Consider the following 18,939-nt stretch of genomic DNA (forward strand, 5'->3'; position numbering starts at 1 on the left):
ATGGCCGCACGGACCAAACGGCCCCACGCAGCACCGTCCGTTTCAAGGCAATGCGCAATCGCCAAAACAGTACTCATGCCACGGCCCCACGCAGCAGATCGTCATGACTCAGGTCAAACCGCCCCAGCACCTTGACCTTCGACGAACTGCCCAACTCGGCAAACGACAACACCGGCACATGGTTGAACTCTTCCACAAGCAATGTCCGCAGGGGGCTGCGCAAGTCTTGCGCAACCAGCAGCACACTTTTGCTCTTGGCCCGCACGGTAAAGGCTTGCTTGAGCAAGCTCACCAGCGTCGCACTGCTGTCGTTGTCGAGGGAAAAGAACACCCCGGTCTGGGTCTGGCGCAGCGCCTCGCGCAGGACATTCTCGGTATGCGGTGACAACAACCAGGCGTGCAGGCCATCAGCTTCGCTGTACTGGTGCAGAATCTGCGACTTGAGGGCGATTCGCGCATAGTCGGCCAGGGCATCCGCTTCACGCTCATGTTGGCCGTACTCGATCAACGACTCGACAATCAACCGCACCGCGCGCAGCGGAACGCCCTCGCTGGCCAGGCGCTGCAACACGGCAGAGAAGCGCGAAAGCGGCATGATCCGCTGCAGCTCCTGAACCAGCTCCGGCTGGTTGAACTCGAGCCAGCTAAGAATCGACTTGCACTCCTGGATACCGAGAAACTGCGGCCCGCTGAGCAGCATCGCGCGTGTCATGCGCTCGATGATCAAGTCATGGGCGGTATGGCGTTCAAGCTGTGCATCGTCGAGCAGCGGATCATCGGGCGCCAACCATAACCAGTCTTGCTCGTCTCGCTCCGCCAGACCCTGGGTACCTGCTTGTGGCTCGACGCCCAGCGCCGCCGATTCCACCGCGACCCGATCACCGAAGGTAGCTTTGATCACAGGGACTTCGTGCACGCAAAAGCGAAACTCATCGTCGGATAAGGCGGGAATAAACTCGACGTTAAACGGCGGCAGTGTCAGGCCGATATGGGCAACCAGGCGGTTTCGGGCCTGGCGAATGCCATGAACCACTTGCGCTGTTCGGTCAGAGCCCTGCAGGCCCGATGAAAACTGCAGCAAGTAAGGCCGGGATGGATCAAAGGCGCGCAGGTCTTCGTCACCGTTGATCTCCGCCGGGACGGCGTCAGCCGCCGCATCTGCGGGCGCGTCCTGCTTTTGACGCTGACGCATGAGGTAATAACCCAGCGAGCCCGTCATCAGCGAAATGAGGATAAAGACCACCGTCGGCATGCCCGGAAGCGCTGCAAAAGCCAGCATGCCGATCGAAGCAATGATCCAGCTCTTGGGCTCACTGGTCATTTGCCGGGCGATTTCGGCGCCCATGTTATTGGCCCCTTTATTCGCCCCGGCCGGTGCCACACGGGTAATGATCATGCCGGCGGTCAGGGAGATCAGCAGTGCGGGAATCTGCGCAATCAGGCCATCGCCAATCGTCAGTACCGAATACAGCGCCATGGAGTCGGCGGCGCTCATGCCATGCTGGAACATGCCGGTGCTGAACCCGCCCAGCAAGTTGATCACCACGATAATCAGCCCGGCCACGGCATCGCCCTTGACGAACTTCATGGCCCCGTCCATCGCCCCGAACAGCTGGCTCTCACGGGACAACTGCTCGCGTTTGTCGCGCGCCTGTCCACCATCGATCAGGCCGGCACGCAAGTCGCTGTCGATGGACATCTGCTTGCCGGGCATGGCATCCAGGCTGAAGCGCGCCGCCACTTCGGCGACACGCTCCGAACCCTTGGTGATCACCAGGAAGTTGACGATGGTCAGGATCATGAAGATCACCAACCCCACCGCCAGGTTGCCCCCCACCACGAAGTTGCCGAAGGCCTCCACAATGTCACCGGCGTCCTGCTCCAGCAGGATCAGGCGCGTGGTCGCAATCGACAACGCCAGGCGGAACATGGTGGTCAACAGCAGGATCGACGGAAACGAGGAAAACGCAAGCGGCCCGGGCAGGTACAGCGCCAGCACGATCAACAGGCACGAAATGCAAATGTTGACGGCAATCAGGATATCCACCAGCCAGGTCGGCAACGGCACGATAAAGATGAACACAATGCCCAGGATCACGACCGCACCCAGCACCTCGGCGCGTTGTGCAACCTTGAGCAGTATCGCGTTGACTGCCCGCAGCGCACTCATGAGTGGTTTATCGGCAGCGCGCCGACATGCCGGGAGCCTCGTTCGATGCGAGCGTACTCATCCATTACCACCATGAAATTGTGCAACGCTTCCTGGCGGCCCTTGCTGTCGCGCCACAACGCCAGGGGCAGGCTCCCGAGCACGGGGTAAAGGGCATTGAGCGAAACAATCTGGACGGATGATGCCGGCCCACCCAACTCGCAGGCCAGGCGCTGGACTTCGGCAGACGCGATACCCGTGCCCGCGTAACCGAGAATGCGCTGCAGCAGCGCTACGGTGTCCCGATCAATTTCGGGGTGCAATACGGCCAGCCGATCGATCAAGTCACGGCAGCTGGCCAGCACACTGCCCAGTTGACCACAACTGCTCAACCCCAACAGCAAGGTGCGCAGCTGGGCGGTGGGGAGCGAAGGGCAATACGCCGCAATGTCGTCTGCCAGGGCCCGACGCATCAATTTCAACCCGCGGCCAAACTCATCGCCACCGAACAACCCCAACAGCGCCTGCATCATGCTGGCGAGCGATTGCCGGGCGACCACGCTGGCGTAATACACACTGCGTACCGCCTGCCGCAAACTCGGGTCGTCACTGCTTGCCTGCAAGGCCTGCGCGATGTTCAAGCCGGCCTGGATCTGCGGCTTGAAGCGGACCTCCAGCCGCGCCAGGGCATCGCTGGCCAGCGCCGCCTCGGAGGTACGCGCTTCAGCTTGTGCCTGCGCAGCCACCTGCTTGAGCACGACAAACGTACGGGCCGGGTCGTTTCCTGTCAGCTCCAGCAACTTCTCGAGGCTGGGCTTGAGCAACAGTTGAACCCTGATGGAGCGCGCAATGGTCGCCAGTGTTGCCTGAGCGGGATGGCCCAGTTGCTCATAGAGTTGTGTCAACTGCGCCACAGGCGTCACGCCCAGCCCCAACATACGCCGGCTCAAGGCCTTGCTGTTGAGTTCAACCTCCAGGCCGAACAGCGCCTCGAAATTGTCGACCGCCGTCCCGGCGGGTGCCTGGCGAACTGGCGGGTTATCAATACTCGCTGGAACAGGCTGATCCAGGCTCTGGTTTTTTTGCACATCAATAGAAGGATCAAGTTTCATGGAGATGCCTGGACAGGAAGTTTCGTTTCCTTGTGTGGCTGGCAATCCCGTTACGGTTCCATGTTTATCGACGATACCAGGCATGTGAAAAGATCGGCACGCGCCCGCAGCCACTTGTGCAAAACCTTGCACAAAAAAGCCTGGAAACAAGATATTTATTTATATAAATCAATTAGTTGTGAATTTTTTTCCCTTGGCACAGGCAGTGCTAAGAGGGTTCCCGTCGAAATCATTTCGACCGTGTCTACCCTGAGGAAAAAATCATGGATATCCCTATCGATGTTTTAGTTCACCTTACACCTGACCCGCACCGCTCCATCCAGAACCTGTCGGAAGACCACCACAAGAAACTCCGGCGCTTCATTCATAAACGCGTACTCAACCCGGAAGATGCAGACGATATTCTGCAACTGACGTACCTGGAGGCCTGGCGCAGCCGAGACCACTTCAGCGGCCAGGCCACCATCAGCACGTGGATGTGCGGGATTGCCCAGAACCTGATCCGCAATCACTTTCGGCGCATGTATGCCAAGCCGGTGCATTGCGAGTTCGATGAGGCGCTGTGGCATGGGCAGGAAGACAACAACAACCTGGACTGGCAGTTCGAGGTCAACCGCAAGCTCGAAAGAACCCTGCGGGCGATCACGGATTTGCCGCTGGAAATGCGTAAAACGCTGTACGCCTCACTGGAGACCGACGGCAGCTACCAGGACACCGCCGACGCCATGGACATCCCCATTGGCACCGTGCGCTCACGTTTGTCCCGGGCGCGCGAACACCTGAAGCGGGCCACCTACAACCCGCTGTAGGCGTAAATCAGGGCACCGGCGCAACGCCGACACCCTTTGCAGGAGCAGTTGATTTACCCGTTTGACGCAAGCGTTGGGCAGCAGGGATATCTGCCCGACTCGATTGATCTGGTATCAGGCCTTTTTGGTACGCGGCAACAGAATCGCCAACACCCCGAACAGCGGCAGGAACGAGCACAGCGTGTACACGTACTCGATGCCGTGGATGTCTGCCAGGTGCCCCAGCAACGCCGCACCGATCCCGCCAAAACCGAACATCAGACCGAAGAACACCCCGGCGATCATCCCCACATTGCCCGGCACCAACTCTTGCGCGTACACCACAATTGCCGAGAACGCCGAAGCCAGGATAAAGCCGATCACCACGCTCAGGATGCTGGTCCAGAACAGGTCCACATGGGGCAGAATCAGGGTGAACGGCGCCACCCCGAGGATCGAAAACCAGATCACTGCCTTACGGCCGATCTTGTCGCCAATCGGCCCGCCAAAGAACGTGCCCGCCGCCACCGCGCCGAGGAACAGGAACAGATGCAGCTGGGAACTGGCCACCGACAGGTCGAACTTCTCGATCAGGTAGAAGGTGAAGTAACTGGTGAAACTGGCCATGTAGAAGTACTTGGAAAACACCAGCAGCCCCAGCACCACCAGCGCGCTCAGCACCCGGCCCTTGGACAGGCCGTGAGTGGCCGCCTGGCCTTGTTTGAGCTTGAACAGGTTCAAGTGGTGCGCGTACCAGCGGCTGATCGCATACAGCACAAACAACGCAAACACCGCGAACAGGCCGAACCAGGCCACATTGCCCTGGCCGAACGGAATGATGATCGCCGCCGCCAGCAACGGGCCGAAGGCCGAGCCGGCATTACCGCCCACCTGGAACGTCGACTGCGCCAGACCATAACGCCCGCCCGAGGCCAGGCGCGCCACGCGGGAGGCTTCCGGGTGGAAGGTCGACGAGCCGATGCCGATCAACCCCGCCGCCAGCAGGATCAGTGGGAAGCTGCCCACTTGGGACATCATCAAAATGCCCACCAGCGTACAAATCATCCCGCAGGGCAACAGGTACGGCTTGGGATGGCGGTCGGTGTAATAACCCACCCACGGCTGCAGCAGGGACGCGGTGAGCTGGAACGTGAGGGTGATCAGGCCGACCTGGGTGAACGTCAGGCCGTAATTGGCCTTGAGCATCGGGTAGATCGAGGGCAGTACCGACTGGATCAAGTCATTGATCAAATGCGCCAGCGCCACCGCGCCGATTACACGCATCACCAACGGGCTGGTTTGCCCGGCGGCAGGCGTCGTAGCCACGGAGGGCTGGGAATTGCTCAGAGCCATGGGAGGTTTTCCGTACAGCAGATGGATGCACAGGTGCAGGTGCGACAATGTGCCACTTTTGGGTGCAGGAAGGCTATCCCGTTAGCAGGCTAACGAGTAGATGAATCGATGCAGCGGTCATGGTTTGTAAAGGGCCAGCAAGATGAATCTCTTTAATTTGCGGGACGTTTCCTAGAGAATCTTTCGGCCTTGTGCCTGGGGGAGTCGGTGGCTAGTCTTCGGTCCGTCGCTGGTTTTCAGTGATCGGGTTTAGCAGCCTGAACTCAATAGGCACACGTTCTACGGTCACGTTTATGGTGGCTGTGCGTGGGGCACCTTCTGGTGCGCCGGTTTTCCTATTGACTGGTCTGCTAACCCGCGTACAGCCGCCACCCTACGTTTAGCAGCGAAGGTGGCAGCTTCTTCAGGTCAATAGGAGCTACACCATGTTCAAGATCGTCCCCGATCCACCCCGTGACCAAGCCAAAGACCGCGCCGCCTTCAACCGAGCGCTCGACCACTACCTGCCCACCGACCCGCCGCAACCCTCGGCAAACTTCTACGCCATCAGCGACGAAATCAGCTTCGAAGACTCCCTGCTCTTCACTGCCGACCTGCTGCACAGCGCCTCGGCGACTGCGCTCGACTGTGGCGAACAACTGCAAAGCCCCGAACGCGCCAAAGTGCTCGCCGTGTGGCACCTGCTGGAAATCGCCAAGGCCATGGTCGACCGCTCGATAGAGTGCCTGCACCCGCGCAAAACCTGACGCGCGAACGCCAGAACACCGCAGATCAAATGTGGGAGCGGGCTTGCTCGCGAAGGCGGTGGACCAGCCAATACCTCTGCTGACTGACACACCGCATTCGCGAGCAAGCCCGCTCCCACCTTTTGATCTTCGCTGCCTTGGGACCTGCGCAAACCCCAACCGCTCGTCACCAAACCCGGTGTTTCCCGTTAAACAGTTGATAGCGTAGATAAATTTTCAAAAAAAGCGCTTGACGCATTCCCGTTCTCCGCGAATAATGCGCGCCACTTGGCTACATAGCTCAGTTGGTTAGAGCATAGCATTCATAATGCTGGGGTCCGGGGTTCAAGTCCCTGTGTAGCCACCAAGTACTAAAAACGGCTTACCGAAAGGTAGGCCGTTTTTTTATGCCTGAAGAAAAGCACACCGCCCTATTGCCCTAGAAAAGTCAGTGTTTATGCCGATGGTGTACATCGGGAAAGTGCGCATGACTGTGCTGGATCGGTGCGTGCTCATGGGCATGACTATGTGGCTCGGTACCGTCCCACGCAAAGTTATGCACATGCTGGTGGTGCTCATCGTGTGTATGGCGATGACCGTGTGTGAGGGGATCGTGCTGATGCTCGTGCGCATGATGTTCCATCAAATGAATCCACACCCCGATGGCCATCAAGGCGGCCGCGAGCAAGAACATCAGCGAAACCGACTCGCCCAGGATCAGGATCGAGATCACCGCGCCCAGGAAGGGAGCCGTGGAAAAATAGGCCCCGGTGCGCGCACTGCCAAGCCCGCGCAGAGCGAGCACAAACAGCACCAGACTCACGCCATACCCAAGCAGCCCAACCACCATGGTTGACCCGAGCGTGGCCACCGCTGGCAGTTGCGACCCGATGGCCAACGCCAAACAGCAATTGACCACACCCGCCGCCAAGCCTTTGCTGCCGGCGATAAACAGCGCATCCGAGGCAGAGACCTTACGGGTCAGGTTATTGTCGATGGCCCAACAAAAACAGGCGAAAGCCACGGCCAACGGCCCCGTCCAATCATGAGCCGTCGCTGTCCCGTGCGGCCATGACAAAACGATCCCGCCCAGAACAATAGCGATCATGCCGATCACGATGCGGCGATCTGCGTTCTCTTTGAACACGACCCACGCCAGCACGGCCGTGAGCACCGACTCAAGATTGAGCATCAGCGATGCGGTGGCGCCCGCTGTGCGGGTGAGCCCGTACATGAGCGCCACAGGCGCAAGCACGCCCCCAAAGACAATGGCGCCCACCAACCAGGGCCACTCTCCGGCTGCAAGCCCGGGCTGTTTCCAGCCGTGGTCGCGAGCAAACCGAACGATGGCCAGGCCCAGGCCGCTGCCCAGATAGAGCAGCCCGGCCAACAGGATGGGCGGCGTATCCACCCCCAGGAGCTTGGCAAGCGGAGTGCTGGCGCCGAACAACGCCGCCGCCGCCAACGCGTAGAGAATGCTCACATTCATAATGGGCCGCCCTGTCAGGCTTATTGCATAAGGACGAGCATCATAGCCGTGCCCGGGTAAGAATTATGTGAATGCCAGCCTGGCTGGCGAACCACAAGAAGGTGACGCATAACATTCCCCGCTACCGGCATCAGCACTGAGCGCCTCTTACTGGGGCGCTGTATGTCAAACCCCTTGCCGCACAAAACACTGCTCCACCACAGACTTGCCCCACTGCTGCCCCTCCTGCTCGGACGCCAGCACAAAACCCGCGCTTTCATAAAGCTTGCGCGCCACATCCAGGCCCTTGAACGTCCACAGCCGCACCGCCGGAAACCGGTGCCCGTCACAGAAATCCAGCGCCTCTTTCAACAACCGTTTACCCAAGCCCTGGCCGTGGGCAGACGGGTCGAGGATGAAGCAGCGCAGGATCGCCTCGCCGTTTTCGCCCTCGCCATCAATCGCGATCGAACCGACGATCTGCTCTGCGTCCAGCACTGCCCAGACTTGGTTGCGCGGGTTGGCCAGGCGCCCCATCAACTCGGCCATGTCCGCCGCCACCAGGCTTTCAAACGGCTGGCCAAAATTCGCATGCTGGGCGTAGTACTCGGCGTGCATCTGCGCGATACGCCCGATGATGCCTGGCCGGTAGCCATGGGCAATGCGGTAGTGCCTCGGCTGCCGGGCGCCAGTACGTTGGGTTTGCAGGGCTGCGGCGTATTGATCGAGCCCGCGGCTGACGGCCTGTTGCTGTTCGCTGGACAAGTCGCCAAACGCCTCGCCCACCTGGCGCCGGGCAAACGTTTCAATGTCGCGTAACGTCTTCTGGCCTCGTGTGGTGAGGCGCAGCTTTTTCGAACGGGCATCGTCCTCGTTGGCAAACTCTTCCAGCTCGCCCGCCTCGACCAGCTTGCGCACCATGCGGCTCACCGACGACTTTTCCAGCCCCAGCAACATGACCAGTTCAGCCGCTGTCAGCGCGCCATGCTCGCCGATTTCAACAATCGTGTGCACCGATGACGGTGGGTAACTGCTGGCCGCCAACTTCGGCTGCATGAAGCCCAGCTCTCGCACCATAAGACGCGAGGCACAGCGGATCTGATCGATAAGGTCTGGCTTGGAACGGTTCACGGGGGAAACCTCTTGCCCGAATGATGAGAGACATAGTTGTACCGCACAACCAAATACAGATCAATCTCCCAACCTGCAAACCACTGAGGTACATTCCCTCCCCACGGACAACAGATCATTCTCAAATGAACGGAGTCATCGCGTGTTTTCGATTTTTCACCGCCAACGCCTTTTCACCCTCTCGCTGATCACCGCCGCCCTCACCCTCGCCGCCTGCCACAGCGCTACCGCGCCGGAACTGCCGCCCGCCCCGGAGCTCGGCTCGGGCTATCGCACCGACATGAGCCCCCGCCACGCCGAGCGCCACATGGCCGCCGCCGCCAACCCGCTGGCCGCCGAAGCCGGGCGCGAGATATTGCGCAAGGGCGGCTCGGCCATCGACGCCGCGATTGCCATGCAGGCTGTGCTGACCCTGGTGGAGCCGCAGTCCTCCGGGATCGGCGGCGGCGCGTTCATCATGCTGTGGGACGGCAAGCAGGTGCACGCCTACGACGGTCGCGAAACCGCACCGGCGGGCGCTACCGAGCGGTTGTTCCTCAACGCCGATGGCACGCCGATGTCGTTCCCGCAGGCGCAGATTGGCGGGCGTTCGGTGGCCACCCCGGGGGTGTTGCGTGCCCTGGAAATGGCCCATAAAAAGACCGGCCACCTGCAATGGGCCAAACTGTTTGAGCCGGCCATTCGCCTGGCCGAAGAGGGTTTCCCGATCTCTGCGCGCCTGCACAGCCTGATTGCCGCTGACCGCTACATCAGCCGCTCGCCGGAAATGACCGCGTACTTCCTGAATGCCGACGGCAGCCCGAAGGCCACCGGTACGCTGCTGAAAAACCCGGCGCTGGCCAACGTGTTCAAGCGCATCGCCAAGGAAGGGCCGGACGCGCTGTACTACGGCCCGATTGCCGACGAAATCACCCGCAAGGTGCAAGGCAACAGTAACGCCGGCAGCCTGACGCTGACCGACCTCAAGGGCTACAGCGCAGTTGAGCGGGCGCCGTTGTGCACCGACTACAAACGCTGGAAAGTCTGCGGCATGCCGCCGCCGTCGTCGGGCGGGATCGCCATTGCGCAGATCCTCGGCACGTTGCAGGCCCTGGAAACCCGCGACCCGCGTATGACGCTTGGGCTGTTGAAGCCGGTGAAGAGCGACTCCCCGGCCGGCCTGGAACCGGTGCCTGAAGCGGTGCATCTGATCGCCGAGGCCGACCGCCTGGCCTATGCCGACCGCGCCCAGTACGTGGCGGATTCCGACTACGTGCCGGTGCCGGTGGCCGGGCTGGTCGCGCCGGACTATCTGGCCGGGCGGGCCGCATTGATCGGTGAGCGCAGCATGGGCGTCGCCAAGCCGGGCAAGCCTGCGGGAATTGAAGTGGCCTACGCGCCGGATCGCTCGCCGTTGCGCATTTCCACCTCGCAAGTGGTGGCGGTGGATGACGTGGGTGGCGCGGTGTCGATGACCACCACGGTGGAGTCCGCATTCGGTTCCCATGTAATGGTCCAGGGCTTTTTGCTGAATAACCAGATGACTGACTTCTCCTTCATCCCCGAAGAGAACGGCCAGCCGGTGGCCAACCGGATCGAGCCGGGCAAGCGCCCGCGTTCGTCGATGGCACCGACCCTGGTGTTTGATCGCCAGAGCGGTGAGTGGGTGGCCACGGTGGGTTCGCCGGGCGGTTCGCAGATCATCGAATATGTGAGCAAATCCCTGGTGGCCATGCTCGACTGGAACCTCGACCCGCAAGCGGCCGTCGGCCTGCCCAACTTCGGCAGTCGCAACGGCGCGACCGAGCTGGAAGCCGGGTTGTTCAGTGCTCAGCTGAAACAGGCACTGAAGGACAAGGGCCACGCCCTGAGCGAAATCGACATGACCAGCGGCGCCCAGGCGATCGTCCGGGTGCGCGATGCGCAGGGCAAGGCGTCGTTGATCGGCGGGGCTGATCCACGCCGTGAAGGCGAAGCGCTGGGGGATTGAATTGACTCACTGGAGAGCTGCGCGTGCACAAGGCAAATAACCTCGGCGCCCTGGCTGGCGTCGACCATGGGTTTTGTACGATTGACGATCCATTGCGGCCCGACGAGGTGTTCATCTGCAAGCAGGTGCACAGCGCCACGACCATTGAATGGCACCCGGAGCTTACGCCCAACACGGTGGAGGCTGACGGGGTTTTCAGCCGGGATGTGCAGCCGATTGCGGTGATCACCGCCGATTGCCTGCCGTTGCTGATGGCCTCGGAGAGCGGGGATTTTGTCGCTGCGATTCATGGCGGCTGGAAGGGGCTGCAAGGCGGGATCATCGCCAATGCCATGCAACGGTTTGCCGCCGAGGGAGTGGCGTTGGACCAGTTGCGGATTGCGATCGGGCCGTCGATCAAGCCGTGTTGTTATGAGGTGAGTGGCGAGTTTGTGGCGCAGCTGCAGGCGAGTCAGGGGCATTTGTGGCGGGATGCAAATGCGCCGTGGACGTTTGAGCAGCCGGCGCCGTTGTTGGCACCGGAGATTCAGCCGCCAGAACCCAGGCAGGCGTTGAGTGCGTGGTTTGATTTGGGCCGTTATGCGCTGATCTTGCTGGAGGCGGCAGGGATAAATCCTGAGCAGGTTGAAGTGAGCGAGGTGTGTACGTATTGCACCTCGCCTGCATTTGCGAGTTACCGCCGAAGGACCCATGACAGTACGGAGCGCAAGACGTTGTTGTATTCGTGGATTTCCAGGACTGCGCAAATCTAGTGTGGGAGCTGGCTTGCCTGCGATGACGGAGTGTCAGTCAATATTTTATTCACTGATCCACCGCTATCGCAGGCAAGCCAGCTCCCACATTTGATCTTTAGCGGCTGATCTTCAGCCCCTTACGCCCCGCATGCCGCTCCAGCGCCAGCTCGATCAACCGGCTCACCAGCTCGCTGTAGCTCATGCCAGCCGCCTGCCACAGCTTCGGATACATGCTGATGCGCGTAAAGCCCGGCAACGAGTTGATCTCGTTGATCAGCACCTCCCCCTCATCCGTCAGAAACACATCCACCCGCGCCAGCCCGGCACAGCCCAGGGTTTCAAACGCTTCGATAGCCAACGCACGAATACGCTCGCTGTCTTCAACACTGATGTCCGCCGGCACCACCACCTGGGCTGCCTGGTCATCGATGTATTTGCTGTCGTAGGAATAGAACCCGTCCCGCACCACGATCTCGCCACAGCCGCTGGCGATGGGATTCTCGTTACCCAACACGGCGCATTCGATTTCCCGGCCTTTGACCGCCGACTCCACCAGCACCTTTTCATCAAACCCGAGGGCCAGTTCTACGGCGGCATGATATTCAGCCTCGCTGCCCACCTTGCTCACACCCACGGACGAACCCTGGTTCGCCGGTTTCACGAACATCGGCAATCCGAGTTTTTGTTGGGCGTGTTCGAAGGTGGTACGCGCCGCATTCCTGCGGTTGAGGGTAATGAACGGTGTCACGGCAATCCCGGCATCGCGCAGCAGGCGTTTGCTGACGTCCTTGTCCATGCACACCGCCGAGCCCAGCACGTCGGAGCCGACAAACGGCAAGTCGGCCATGCGCAGCAGGCCTTGCAGGCAGCCGTCTTCGCCGAGGGTGCCGTGGACGATCGGGAAGATCACATCGACATGTTCCAGCGAGGCCTGGCTGGCGGTTTCCACCAGTTGCTGGCTGGCCTTGCCCGGCACCACGGCCAGTTCACGATTGGATTGATTGAGGGCGATCAGCGCCGGGTTTTCTTCGTTGAGCAGAAAGCCCGAGGTGTCGTTGAGGTGCCAGTGGCCAGCCTTGTCGATGCCGATCAGGATCGGCTCAAAGCGCGAACGGTCCAGTGCATCGACGATGTTGCGCGCCGATTGCAGCGACACTTCGTGCTCGGCCGAACGGCCACCAAAAATAATCCCTACCCGCAGCTTGCTCATGATCGGCCTCACGTTTGAAAGTAAGGCTTCTTACCATGAGCCGTCAGCGATTCGCTACCAGCGTGGCCCCGAACAGCACATAACAACCACCGGCAAACCGGTCCAGCCACTTGCGCGAGCGGGCATAGACGTTGGCCATCCGCTCACTGGAAAACACCAGCGCCACGCAGGAGTACCAACTGAATGACAAGGTCGCCATAGTGATCACGGCCAGGGTCAGCAGCATCGGCGAGGGTGATTGGGGCATGGTGGATGCAAAGATCGTCGCGACGAACAACGCCGCCTTGGGGTTGGACAGGTTGCCCAGCAAACCCAGGCGCCAGGCGGAGAACAGTGAACGCCGAGGTTCGTCGGGCAACAGGTTCTGGGCCATCGACGGTGCCGAGCGCCGGAACAGTTTCAACCCCAGGTAAATCAGGTAGCAGCCGCCGATGATCTTGAACGCCAGGTACAACATGGGTGCTGCGGTGAACAGCGACTTGATCCCCAAACCGCCTGCCAGACCCCACATCACGGTGCCGGTGGCCACGCCAGCCGACGCCACCACGCCATGGCGGCGTGAACAACTGGCGGCCAGTTGCGCGGTGTTGAAGAAGTTCGGGCCAGGCGTGACGACCGCGACGGTCCAGAGCAGGGCCAGCGAGACCAGAGGAGCCACGTAGGCCGGATTGAACAATTCCATGTGGGATTCCGCCGAGGGCAGTGCAGGAATAAGGATCATATGCCCGGTACCCGCCCTGCACAATCGTACAAGACCCCGGCAGACAGCGGATTCAGACTGGGTTACCGTATTTCGATCTCTTTGCGCGACAACTCATCATGGCGACCAATATCGACTGGCTGCACCGCGCGCCCCACGCCAGTGGCCTGGAGCGCATCGAGGCGTATTTTGCCGGGTTTGGCTTCGACCCCCATCGCCACGACACCTATGCCATCGGCCGTACCCTGTTCGGTGTGCAGAGCTTTCACTATCGCGGCGGCATGACCCACAGCCTGCCGGGGCGGACCATGGTGATCCATCCCGATGAAGTGCATGACGGCTGGGCCGGCAGCGAGGAAGGTTTCAAATACCGGATGATTTACGTGGAGCCGGCGCTGATCCAGCAGGTGCTCGGCGGCAAGCCGTTACCGTTCATCCCCGGCGGATTGTCCAGCGACCCGTGGCTGTACCGCGCCAGTGAAGTGTTGCTGCAAAGCCTGGATTGCCCGATTGACCCGCTGCAGGAACAGGACGCGATGTTTGACTTGGCCCAGGCGCTGAATAACGCGTCGGGCATCACGGTCAATCGCAAGACCTTCGACTACCGGGCCGCCGAGCGCGCACGGGAATTTATCCACAGTGCCCTGGGCCGGCCGATTACCCTCGATGAAATGGCGGAATACGCCAACCGCGACCGCTGGGCGTTGTCGCGGGATTTTCGTTTGTTGTTCGGCACCAGCCCCTATCGCTACCTGACCATGCGCCGCCTGGACCTGGTGCGCAGCCTGCTGGGCCAGGGCCAGTCATTGGTAGATGCGGCACTGACCGCCGGCTTCACCGACCAGAGCCACATGACCCGCCAGTTCCGCAGCACTTTCGGCATGCCGCCGTCGCGCTGGGTGAAGATGCTCGGGCGCTGAAATCCCGCCTTGAAATGCGATCAACCTGTAGGAGCTGGCTTGCCTGCGATAGCGGTGGATCAGTTAATAAATTGTTGGCTGACACTCCGCTATCGCAGGCAAGCCAGCTCCTACAGTTGAACTATGTCGCTGCCGAAATCGTATTCGACGCTGGGGCTCGCTCTTTAAGTGCTAACGCCAGCACCGCACCCGCCAGGGCAATCGCCGCGCTCCACCACAACGCCAGCTCAATCCCGCCCGCCTGCGCCGCGCCCGTCGACCCACCGGCGTTCGCCAACGACACCAGCAACGCCAGCCCCAACGCACCGCCAATCTGCTGGCTGGTGGACGCCATGCCTGCCGCCACGCCCTGCTCGCCCGGCCGGATGCCCAGCCCGGCGGCCACCCACATCGCCGTCCAGGTCATGCCCTGGCCAATACTCAGGATGAAAATCCCCGGCAGCAACGACCAGAACCCCGCCCCCGTCGGCAACGCCACACATACCAAAGCGATACCCACCGCGCCCGCCAACTGGCCGCTGACCAGGGTGTTGCGCAACCCCAGACGCGCCAATGAACGCTCCGCCAGCCAGATGCCCGCGGTGCACACCAGCGTCGCCGGCAAAAACGCCAACCCCGCCTGCAACACGCTGTAGCCGTAGACCTGCTGGTAATACACCGCCAAAAAGTAGTACTGCACGCCAAAGCTGCTCATGAACACCGCCGTCAACACCATGGCCATGCGCAACTCGCGATAGCCCAACAAGCGAAGCGGCATCAACGGATCACGGCCCCGGTGTTCGATCCACCCAAACAACCCGAGCAGCACCAACGCCAGGGCCATGCAGCCCAGGGTCGACGGTGCCGCCCAACCCCACTCCGGCCCCTGCACCAGGGAGAACACCAGCAAGGTGCCGCCCAGCGTCACGGTCAACGCGCCGCTGATATCAAAGTTGCGCCCGCGGGCCCGTTCGCCATCGGCGGGAATCCAGTAGCGCGCCGCCAGGGCACAGGCACCGGCCAATGGCACGTTCACCAGGAACACCGCTTCCCAGCCCCAGGCCTGGGTCAGCACGCCGCCGAGCAACGCGCCCAATGCCAGGCCCGCCGCAGACGCCGCGCTCCACACGGCAAACGCCCGATTACGCGCGGGCCCTTCGGCGTAGTGGGTGTTGATCAGCGCCAGCGTGGCCGGGAACAACAGCGCCCCACCCACACCCTGCACCGCCCGCGCCAGCACCAGCAGCAAGGCGCTGCCACCGAGCACCGCCGCCAGGGAAGACAGCGCATACAGCGACTGGCCAAGCATGTACAAGCGCCGCTTGCCCAACAGGTCCGCCGCCTGACCACCCAGCAACAGGAAGCCACCAAACGCCACGCTGTAGGCACTGACCACCCACTGCAATTGCTGGGCAGAAAACCCCAGGTGGCTGCCGATTTGGGGCAGCGCGACAAACACAATGGTCGCGTCGAGGGCGATGATCAGTTGCGCGGTTGCCAGCAGCAACAGCATCCAGCCAGAGGGTCGAGAAGAAGACATCACAGCGTCCTGCCTGAAAATGAGAGGCGCCAGTTTCTTTCATGCCCAACAGATGATAAATAGCCCTATCACTCTTTCAGTAATGACTTTAATCATGGATCTGAATGCTGTTCGCCTGCTGGTGCGCGTCGCCGAAACCCGCAGTTTCACTCGCGCCGCCGGAGACCTGGGGCTGACCCAATCGGGCTTGTCCCGGGCCATTTCCCGACTGGAAAACCAGCTGGGTGTGCGCCTGCTGCAACGCAACACCCGCAGCGTCAGCCTCACGCCCGACGGGCAGATGCTGTATGAACGCAGCGCGCCGCTGCTGGCTGAACTGGCCGAAGCCGAGCGGCAAATGCTCGACCGCCGTGCCTCACCGTCCGGTTTGCTGAAGATCAGCACACCTTCGTTATTTGGCCGCAAGGTGGTGATGCCGGTGATCGGCGAGCTGACCCTGCAATACCCCGATCTGCGCATTGAAGCGGTAATGACCGACCGCCTGGTGGACATCGTCGACGAAGGTTTTGACGCCTTGCTGCGCACCGGCGATATCCAGGACCAACGCCTGATCGCCCGGGCACTGCCACCGCTGCGCTGGGTCACCGTCGCCGCACCGGCTTATCTCGCGCGTTTTGGTACGCCGCAGACCGTCGATGAACTCAAGGACCACAATTGCCTGACCGTACGTAACCTGCGCACCAGCCGGCTGGTGGACTGGCAGTTCATGCTCGATGGCAGGGTGCAGGACGTGAGTGTCGAGGGGCGGTTGATCTTTGATATCGGCGATGCGCTGGTGGACGGCGCGCTGGGCGGATTCGGCATCGCCCAGGTGATGGACTTTGCGGTGCGGGAAGATCTGGCGGCCGGGCGCCTGGTGCCCTTGCTGGAGGACTTTGCCGGGCGCAGTCGGGCGATATCGCTGGTGTATCCGCCATCGCGGCAGTACTCGCCGAAGTTGATGGCGTTTGCCGAGGCGCTCAGCAAGGCGCAGTGGTAGCACAAACTTTGTGGCGAGGGCGCTTGCTCCCGCTCGGCTGCGCAGCAGTCGTATATCTACCGACCAAGTGTATTGGCAGGAAACAATGGGACCGCTTCGCGCTCCAGCGGGAGCAAGCTCCCTCGCCACAAAACCAGGCTGTACCGGAAGAATTGGCACTGGGCTTAAAGCTGTCGCCCATCAATCGGCTCACCAATCGTCAGGAAATGCCCGCCCGCCACATGGTGCAAGGTACGCAGCGCATCCTGCCCTTCGAAATGCCAGCGACCGTCGCTGAATACGCGCTCATCAGCCTGGGCGGCCACCACTTCGGCGAGGAACAGATCGTAGGTCTGCTGGTTATGCGGTTCCGGCAGCAAGCGGCATTCCAGCCACGCCACGCAGCCTTCAAGCATCGGCGCTTCGGTGTGTTCGCCGCTGAACGTCTGCAAGTCATATGCGGCGAACTTGTCGGTCTCGCTGCCGGTGGTGTTGCCCACGGTCTGCACGATATCGGCCTGGGCCGCACACGGTACGTTGAGCACGAAAGTGCCGGCGCCTTCGAGCAGTTGCCGGGTCCAGGTGGCCTTATCCAGCACGACGGCGACTTTGGGCGGCTCGAAATCCAGCGGCATCGCCCAGGCCGCGGCCATGATGTTGCGCTGGCCGTTGTGCGCGGCGCTGACCAGTACGGTCGGGCCGTGGTTGAGCAAGCGGTAGGCCTTGGACAGCGGGACGGGACGGCGATGGTTAGGGCTCATGGACGAAAGGCTCGGAAAAAAAACCTACGATACCTCAAGCATGAGCCCGGGTGACTAGCTGCTCAGTTGATTGGCGAATTGCCCTACGGCGCTGACCACCTTCTGGGCGCCGTCCTGGATCTCGACGATCACTGTGCCCGCCTCGGCCGCCAATGCCAGCCCTTGCTCGGCCTGCAGGCGGCCATCGGTCATCAGCGCCACTGCATCGCGGGCCATGTCCTGGTTCTGGCGCACCACGCCGACGATTTCCTCGGTGGCCTTGCTGGTACGCGACGCCAGTTGCCGAACCTCGTCGGCCACCACCGCAAAACCACGGCCTTGCTCACCGGCGCGGGCGGCTTCGATGGCGGCGTTGAGTGCCAGCAGGTTGGTCTGCTCGGCGATGCCGCTGATGGTCTTGACGATGCTGCCAATCACCTGGGACTGGGCGTTCAGCGCTTCAATGCCCTCACCCGCCTGCTCCATGTGCTTGGCCAGGTCGCGCATCACCTCCACCGCCTGGGTGACCACGGTGGTGCCGCGCTGGGCGCTGCTGTCGGTGTGCAGCGAGGTGCTGTAGGCGATGTTGGCCGCGTCGGCCACGGCCTGTTCCTGGTTGACCTGGTCGGTGATCACCGTGGCGAACTTGACCACTTTGTACAGCCGCTCGTTGGCGTCGAGCACCGGGTTATACGAAGCCTCCAGCCACACCACCCGCCCGTGGCTGTCCACCCGCTTGAAGCGCCCCGCGACGAATTCACCGGCGTTCAGGCGCTTCCAGAACTGCTGGTACTCGACGCTGCCGGCATCCTGCGGCTCACAGAATATCCGGTGATGTTTGCCCTGGATCTGCGCCAGGCTGTAACCCATGCCGTTGAGAAAACGGTCGTTGGCCGTCAGCACATTACCGTTGAGGTCGAACTCGATCACTGCCGTGGAACGCACCAGCGCGGTGATCAGGTTTTCGTGCTCGCGGGACGCCTCGATAGTGCGGGTCAGGTCGCTGGAGTACATCGAAATATGCTTGATACGCCCGTCACTGCCACGCACCGGTTGCACGATGGAGCGCAGCCACGCCTCATTGCCGTTGCCGCGCATCAGGCGTACGGAACCGGCGAAGTGTTCGCCACGCACCAGGGCGTTCGTGAAGCGCAGTTGAAAGGTGTCGTGCTTGACGTGCGCCGGCACCAGATCCTCGATCAGGCGGCCTTGCAGCTGACTTGCCTGGTAAGCCATCTCTTGAAGGAAGATGGCATTGACGGACTCGATGCGCCCTTCGGGATCCAGGGTCAGGGCCATCATTTCGCTTTCCAGGCTCTCCTTGACCTGCTGCAAACTGGATAATTCTTCGCGAAGAGCAGACAGCTCCTGCTTGAGACGGGTGTTGAACATGGAGGCACCGGTGGGCAAATGAGGGCGGGATCTGACCTGCATCGGCGCTGCCGGCATTTTCTTAAGAGAGC

Annotated in this window: 16 protein-coding genes, 1 tRNA gene and 1 pseudogene; 7 read left to right on the top strand and 11 right to left on the bottom strand. The window is 61.5% G+C overall.

Going from position 1 to position 18,939, the window contains the following annotated elements; genetic code table 11:
* Positions 1–73: 73 nt before the first annotated feature.
* Together sctV and sctW are read right to left on the bottom strand one after the other, a co-directional pair.
* The gene (gene sctV / locus HX821_RS21765; protein ID WP_177009594.1) at positions 74–2,170 is read right to left on the bottom strand and encodes a type III secretion system export apparatus subunit SctV; all 2,097 of its coding nucleotides are present in this window, start codon (positions 2,168–2,170) and stop codon (positions 74–76) included.
* Positions 2,167–3,261 (bottom strand): type III secretion system gatekeeper subunit SctW, encoded by a 1,095-nt coding sequence (sctW, locus tag HX821_RS21770; RefSeq protein WP_008430704.1) that lies wholly within the window; start codon positions 3,259–3,261, stop codon positions 2,167–2,169. The genes sctV and sctW overlap by 4 nt, the downstream gene beginning before the upstream one ends.
* Positions 3,262–3,524: 263 nt before the next feature.
* Between sctW and HX821_RS21775 the strand changes: the two genes are divergently transcribed.
* Positions 3,525–4,070, top strand: coding sequence for an RNA polymerase sigma factor (locus tag HX821_RS21775; RefSeq protein WP_177036381.1), 546 nt, complete (start codon positions 3,525–3,527; stop codon positions 4,068–4,070).
* 114 nt (positions 4,071–4,184) lie between these two features.
* Here HX821_RS21775 and HX821_RS21780 read toward each other — a convergent pair whose 3' ends face one another.
* Positions 4,185–5,402: an MFS transporter gene (locus tag HX821_RS21780; RefSeq protein ID WP_093201834.1), complete on the bottom strand. Its 1,218-nt coding sequence runs from the start codon at positions 5,400–5,402 to the stop codon at positions 4,185–4,187.
* Between the two features lie 425 nt (positions 5,403–5,827).
* On the opposite strand from HX821_RS21780, the gene HX821_RS21785 reads away from it, so the two are divergent.
* Together HX821_RS21785 and HX821_RS21790 are read left to right on the top strand one after the other, a co-directional pair.
* A complete protein-coding gene (locus HX821_RS21785) occupies positions 5,828–6,148 on the top strand; it encodes a DUF6124 family protein (protein WP_177036382.1) in 321 nt (106 codons plus the stop codon).
* Positions 6,149–6,417: 269 nt separating this feature from the next.
* Positions 6,418–6,494: transfer RNA gene (locus HX821_RS21790), tRNA-Met, on the top strand.
* A gap of 81 nt (positions 6,495–6,575) precedes the next feature.
* On the opposite strand, the gene HX821_RS21795 is transcribed toward HX821_RS21790, so the two are convergent.
* Both HX821_RS21795 and HX821_RS21800 read right to left on the bottom strand, forming a co-directional pair.
* A complete protein-coding gene (locus tag HX821_RS21795) occupies positions 6,576–7,616 on the bottom strand; it encodes a DMT family transporter (RefSeq protein ID WP_177036383.1) in 1,041 nt (346 codons plus the stop codon).
* Positions 7,617–7,781: 165 nt separating this feature from the next.
* Positions 7,782–8,672 (bottom strand): bifunctional helix-turn-helix transcriptional regulator/GNAT family N-acetyltransferase, encoded by an 891-nt coding sequence (locus HX821_RS21800; protein WP_218182506.1) that lies wholly within the window; start codon positions 8,670–8,672, stop codon positions 7,782–7,784.
* Between the two features lie 196 nt (positions 8,673–8,868).
* On the opposite strand from HX821_RS21800, the gene ggt reads away from it, so the two are divergent.
* Both ggt and HX821_RS21810 read left to right on the top strand, forming a co-directional pair.
* On the top strand, positions 8,869–10,695 hold the full coding sequence (gene ggt, locus HX821_RS21805; protein ID WP_177036385.1) for a gamma-glutamyltransferase: 1,827 nt from the start codon (positions 8,869–8,871) through the stop codon (positions 10,693–10,695).
* A gap of 23 nt (positions 10,696–10,718) precedes the next feature.
* A complete protein-coding gene (locus HX821_RS21810) occupies positions 10,719–11,447 on the top strand; it encodes a polyphenol oxidase family protein (RefSeq protein WP_177036386.1) in 729 nt (242 codons plus the stop codon).
* A 97-nt stretch (positions 11,448–11,544) separates the two neighbouring features.
* Here the strand turns inward: HX821_RS21810 and ddlA are convergent, their stop codons facing one another.
* Together ddlA and HX821_RS21820 are read right to left on the bottom strand one after the other, a co-directional pair.
* Positions 11,545–12,639, bottom strand: a complete 1,095-nt coding sequence (gene ddlA, locus HX821_RS21815; protein WP_177036387.1) for a D-alanine--D-alanine ligase — start codon at positions 12,637–12,639, stop codon at positions 11,545–11,547.
* A 43-nt stretch (positions 12,640–12,682) separates the two neighbouring features.
* Positions 12,683–13,321, bottom strand: coding sequence for a LysE family translocator (locus HX821_RS21820; RefSeq protein WP_177036388.1), 639 nt, complete (start codon positions 13,319–13,321; stop codon positions 12,683–12,685).
* Between the two features lie 137 nt (positions 13,322–13,458).
* Between HX821_RS21820 and HX821_RS21825 the strand changes: the two genes are divergently transcribed.
* Entirely contained in the window at positions 13,459–14,259 is an 801-nt protein-coding gene (locus HX821_RS21825) for an AraC family transcriptional regulator (RefSeq protein ID WP_003214430.1), read from the top strand.
* Between the two features lie 121 nt (positions 14,260–14,380).
* Here HX821_RS21825 and HX821_RS21830 read toward each other — a convergent pair whose 3' ends face one another.
* Entirely contained in the window at positions 14,381–15,751 is a 1,371-nt protein-coding gene (locus HX821_RS21830; RefSeq protein WP_218168066.1) for an MFS transporter, read from the bottom strand.
* A 121-nt stretch (positions 15,752–15,872) separates the two neighbouring features.
* On the opposite strand from HX821_RS21830, the gene HX821_RS21835 reads away from it, so the two are divergent.
* Positions 15,873–16,757, top strand: a complete 885-nt coding sequence (locus HX821_RS21835; RefSeq protein ID WP_177036390.1) for a LysR family transcriptional regulator — start codon at positions 15,873–15,875, stop codon at positions 16,755–16,757.
* Positions 16,758–16,921: 164 nt separating this feature from the next.
* Here HX821_RS21835 and HX821_RS21840 read toward each other — a convergent pair whose 3' ends face one another.
* The 3 genes and pseudogenes from HX821_RS21840 to HX821_RS32050 form a co-directional block, all read right to left on the bottom strand.
* A complete protein-coding gene (locus HX821_RS21840) occupies positions 16,922–17,497 on the bottom strand; it encodes a flavin reductase family protein (protein ID WP_003214424.1) in 576 nt (191 codons plus the stop codon).
* 54 nt (positions 17,498–17,551) lie between these two features.
* Complete coding sequence (locus HX821_RS32045) at positions 17,552–17,983, bottom strand: methyl-accepting chemotaxis protein (protein ID WP_371132413.1); 432 nt, start codon at positions 17,981–17,983, stop codon at positions 17,552–17,554.
* Positions 17,984–18,091: 108 nt separating this feature from the next.
* A pseudogene (locus tag HX821_RS32050) lies at positions 18,092–18,925 on the bottom strand (PAS domain-containing protein); the annotation flags it as partial.
* Positions 18,926–18,939 lie beyond the last annotated feature (14 nt).

Source organism: Pseudomonas sp. B6001, assembly GCF_013386015.1.
In the GTDB taxonomy this organism is placed as follows: Bacteria; Pseudomonadota; Gammaproteobacteria; order Pseudomonadales; family Pseudomonadaceae; genus Aquipseudomonas.

Excerpts from the sequence above, each read along its gene's own strand:
- sctV (WP_177009594.1), bottom strand. The coding sequence starts at position 2,170 with ATGAGTGCGCTGCGGGCAGTCAACGCGATACTGCTCAAGGTTGCACAA.
- sctW (WP_008430704.1), bottom strand. The coding sequence starts at position 3,261 with ATGAAACTTGATCCTTCTATTGATGTGCAAAAAAACCAGAGCCTGGAT.
- HX821_RS21775 (WP_177036381.1), top strand. The coding sequence starts at position 3,525 with ATGGATATCCCTATCGATGTTTTAGTTCACCTTACACCTGACCCGCAC.
- HX821_RS21780 (WP_093201834.1), bottom strand. The coding sequence starts at position 5,402 with ATGGCTCTGAGCAATTCCCAGCCCTCCGTGGCTACGACGCCTGCCGCC.
- HX821_RS21785 (WP_177036382.1), top strand. The coding sequence starts at position 5,828 with ATGTTCAAGATCGTCCCCGATCCACCCCGTGACCAAGCCAAAGACCGC.
- HX821_RS21795 (WP_177036383.1), bottom strand. The coding sequence starts at position 7,616 with ATGAATGTGAGCATTCTCTACGCGTTGGCGGCGGCGGCGTTGTTCGGC.
- HX821_RS21800 (WP_218182506.1), bottom strand. The coding sequence starts at position 8,672 with ATGGTGCGAGAGCTGGGCTTCATGCAGCCGAAGTTGGCGGCCAGCAGT.
- ddlA (WP_177036387.1), bottom strand. The coding sequence starts at position 12,639 with ATGAGCAAGCTGCGGGTAGGGATTATTTTTGGTGGCCGTTCGGCCGAG.
- HX821_RS21820 (WP_177036388.1), bottom strand. The coding sequence starts at position 13,321 with ATGGAATTGTTCAATCCGGCCTACGTGGCTCCTCTGGTCTCGCTGGCC.
- HX821_RS21825 (WP_003214430.1), top strand. The coding sequence starts at position 13,459 with ATGGCGACCAATATCGACTGGCTGCACCGCGCGCCCCACGCCAGTGGC.
- HX821_RS21830 (WP_218168066.1), bottom strand. The coding sequence starts at position 15,751 with ATGCTGTTGCTGCTGGCAACCGCGCAACTGATCATCGCCCTCGACGCG.
- HX821_RS21835 (WP_177036390.1), top strand. The coding sequence starts at position 15,873 with ATGGATCTGAATGCTGTTCGCCTGCTGGTGCGCGTCGCCGAAACCCGC.
- HX821_RS21840 (WP_003214424.1), bottom strand. The coding sequence starts at position 17,497 with ATGAGCCCTAACCATCGCCGTCCCGTCCCGCTGTCCAAGGCCTACCGC.
- HX821_RS32045 (WP_371132413.1), bottom strand. The coding sequence starts at position 17,983 with ATGCGCGACCTGGCCAAGCACATGGAGCAGGCGGGTGAGGGCATTGAA.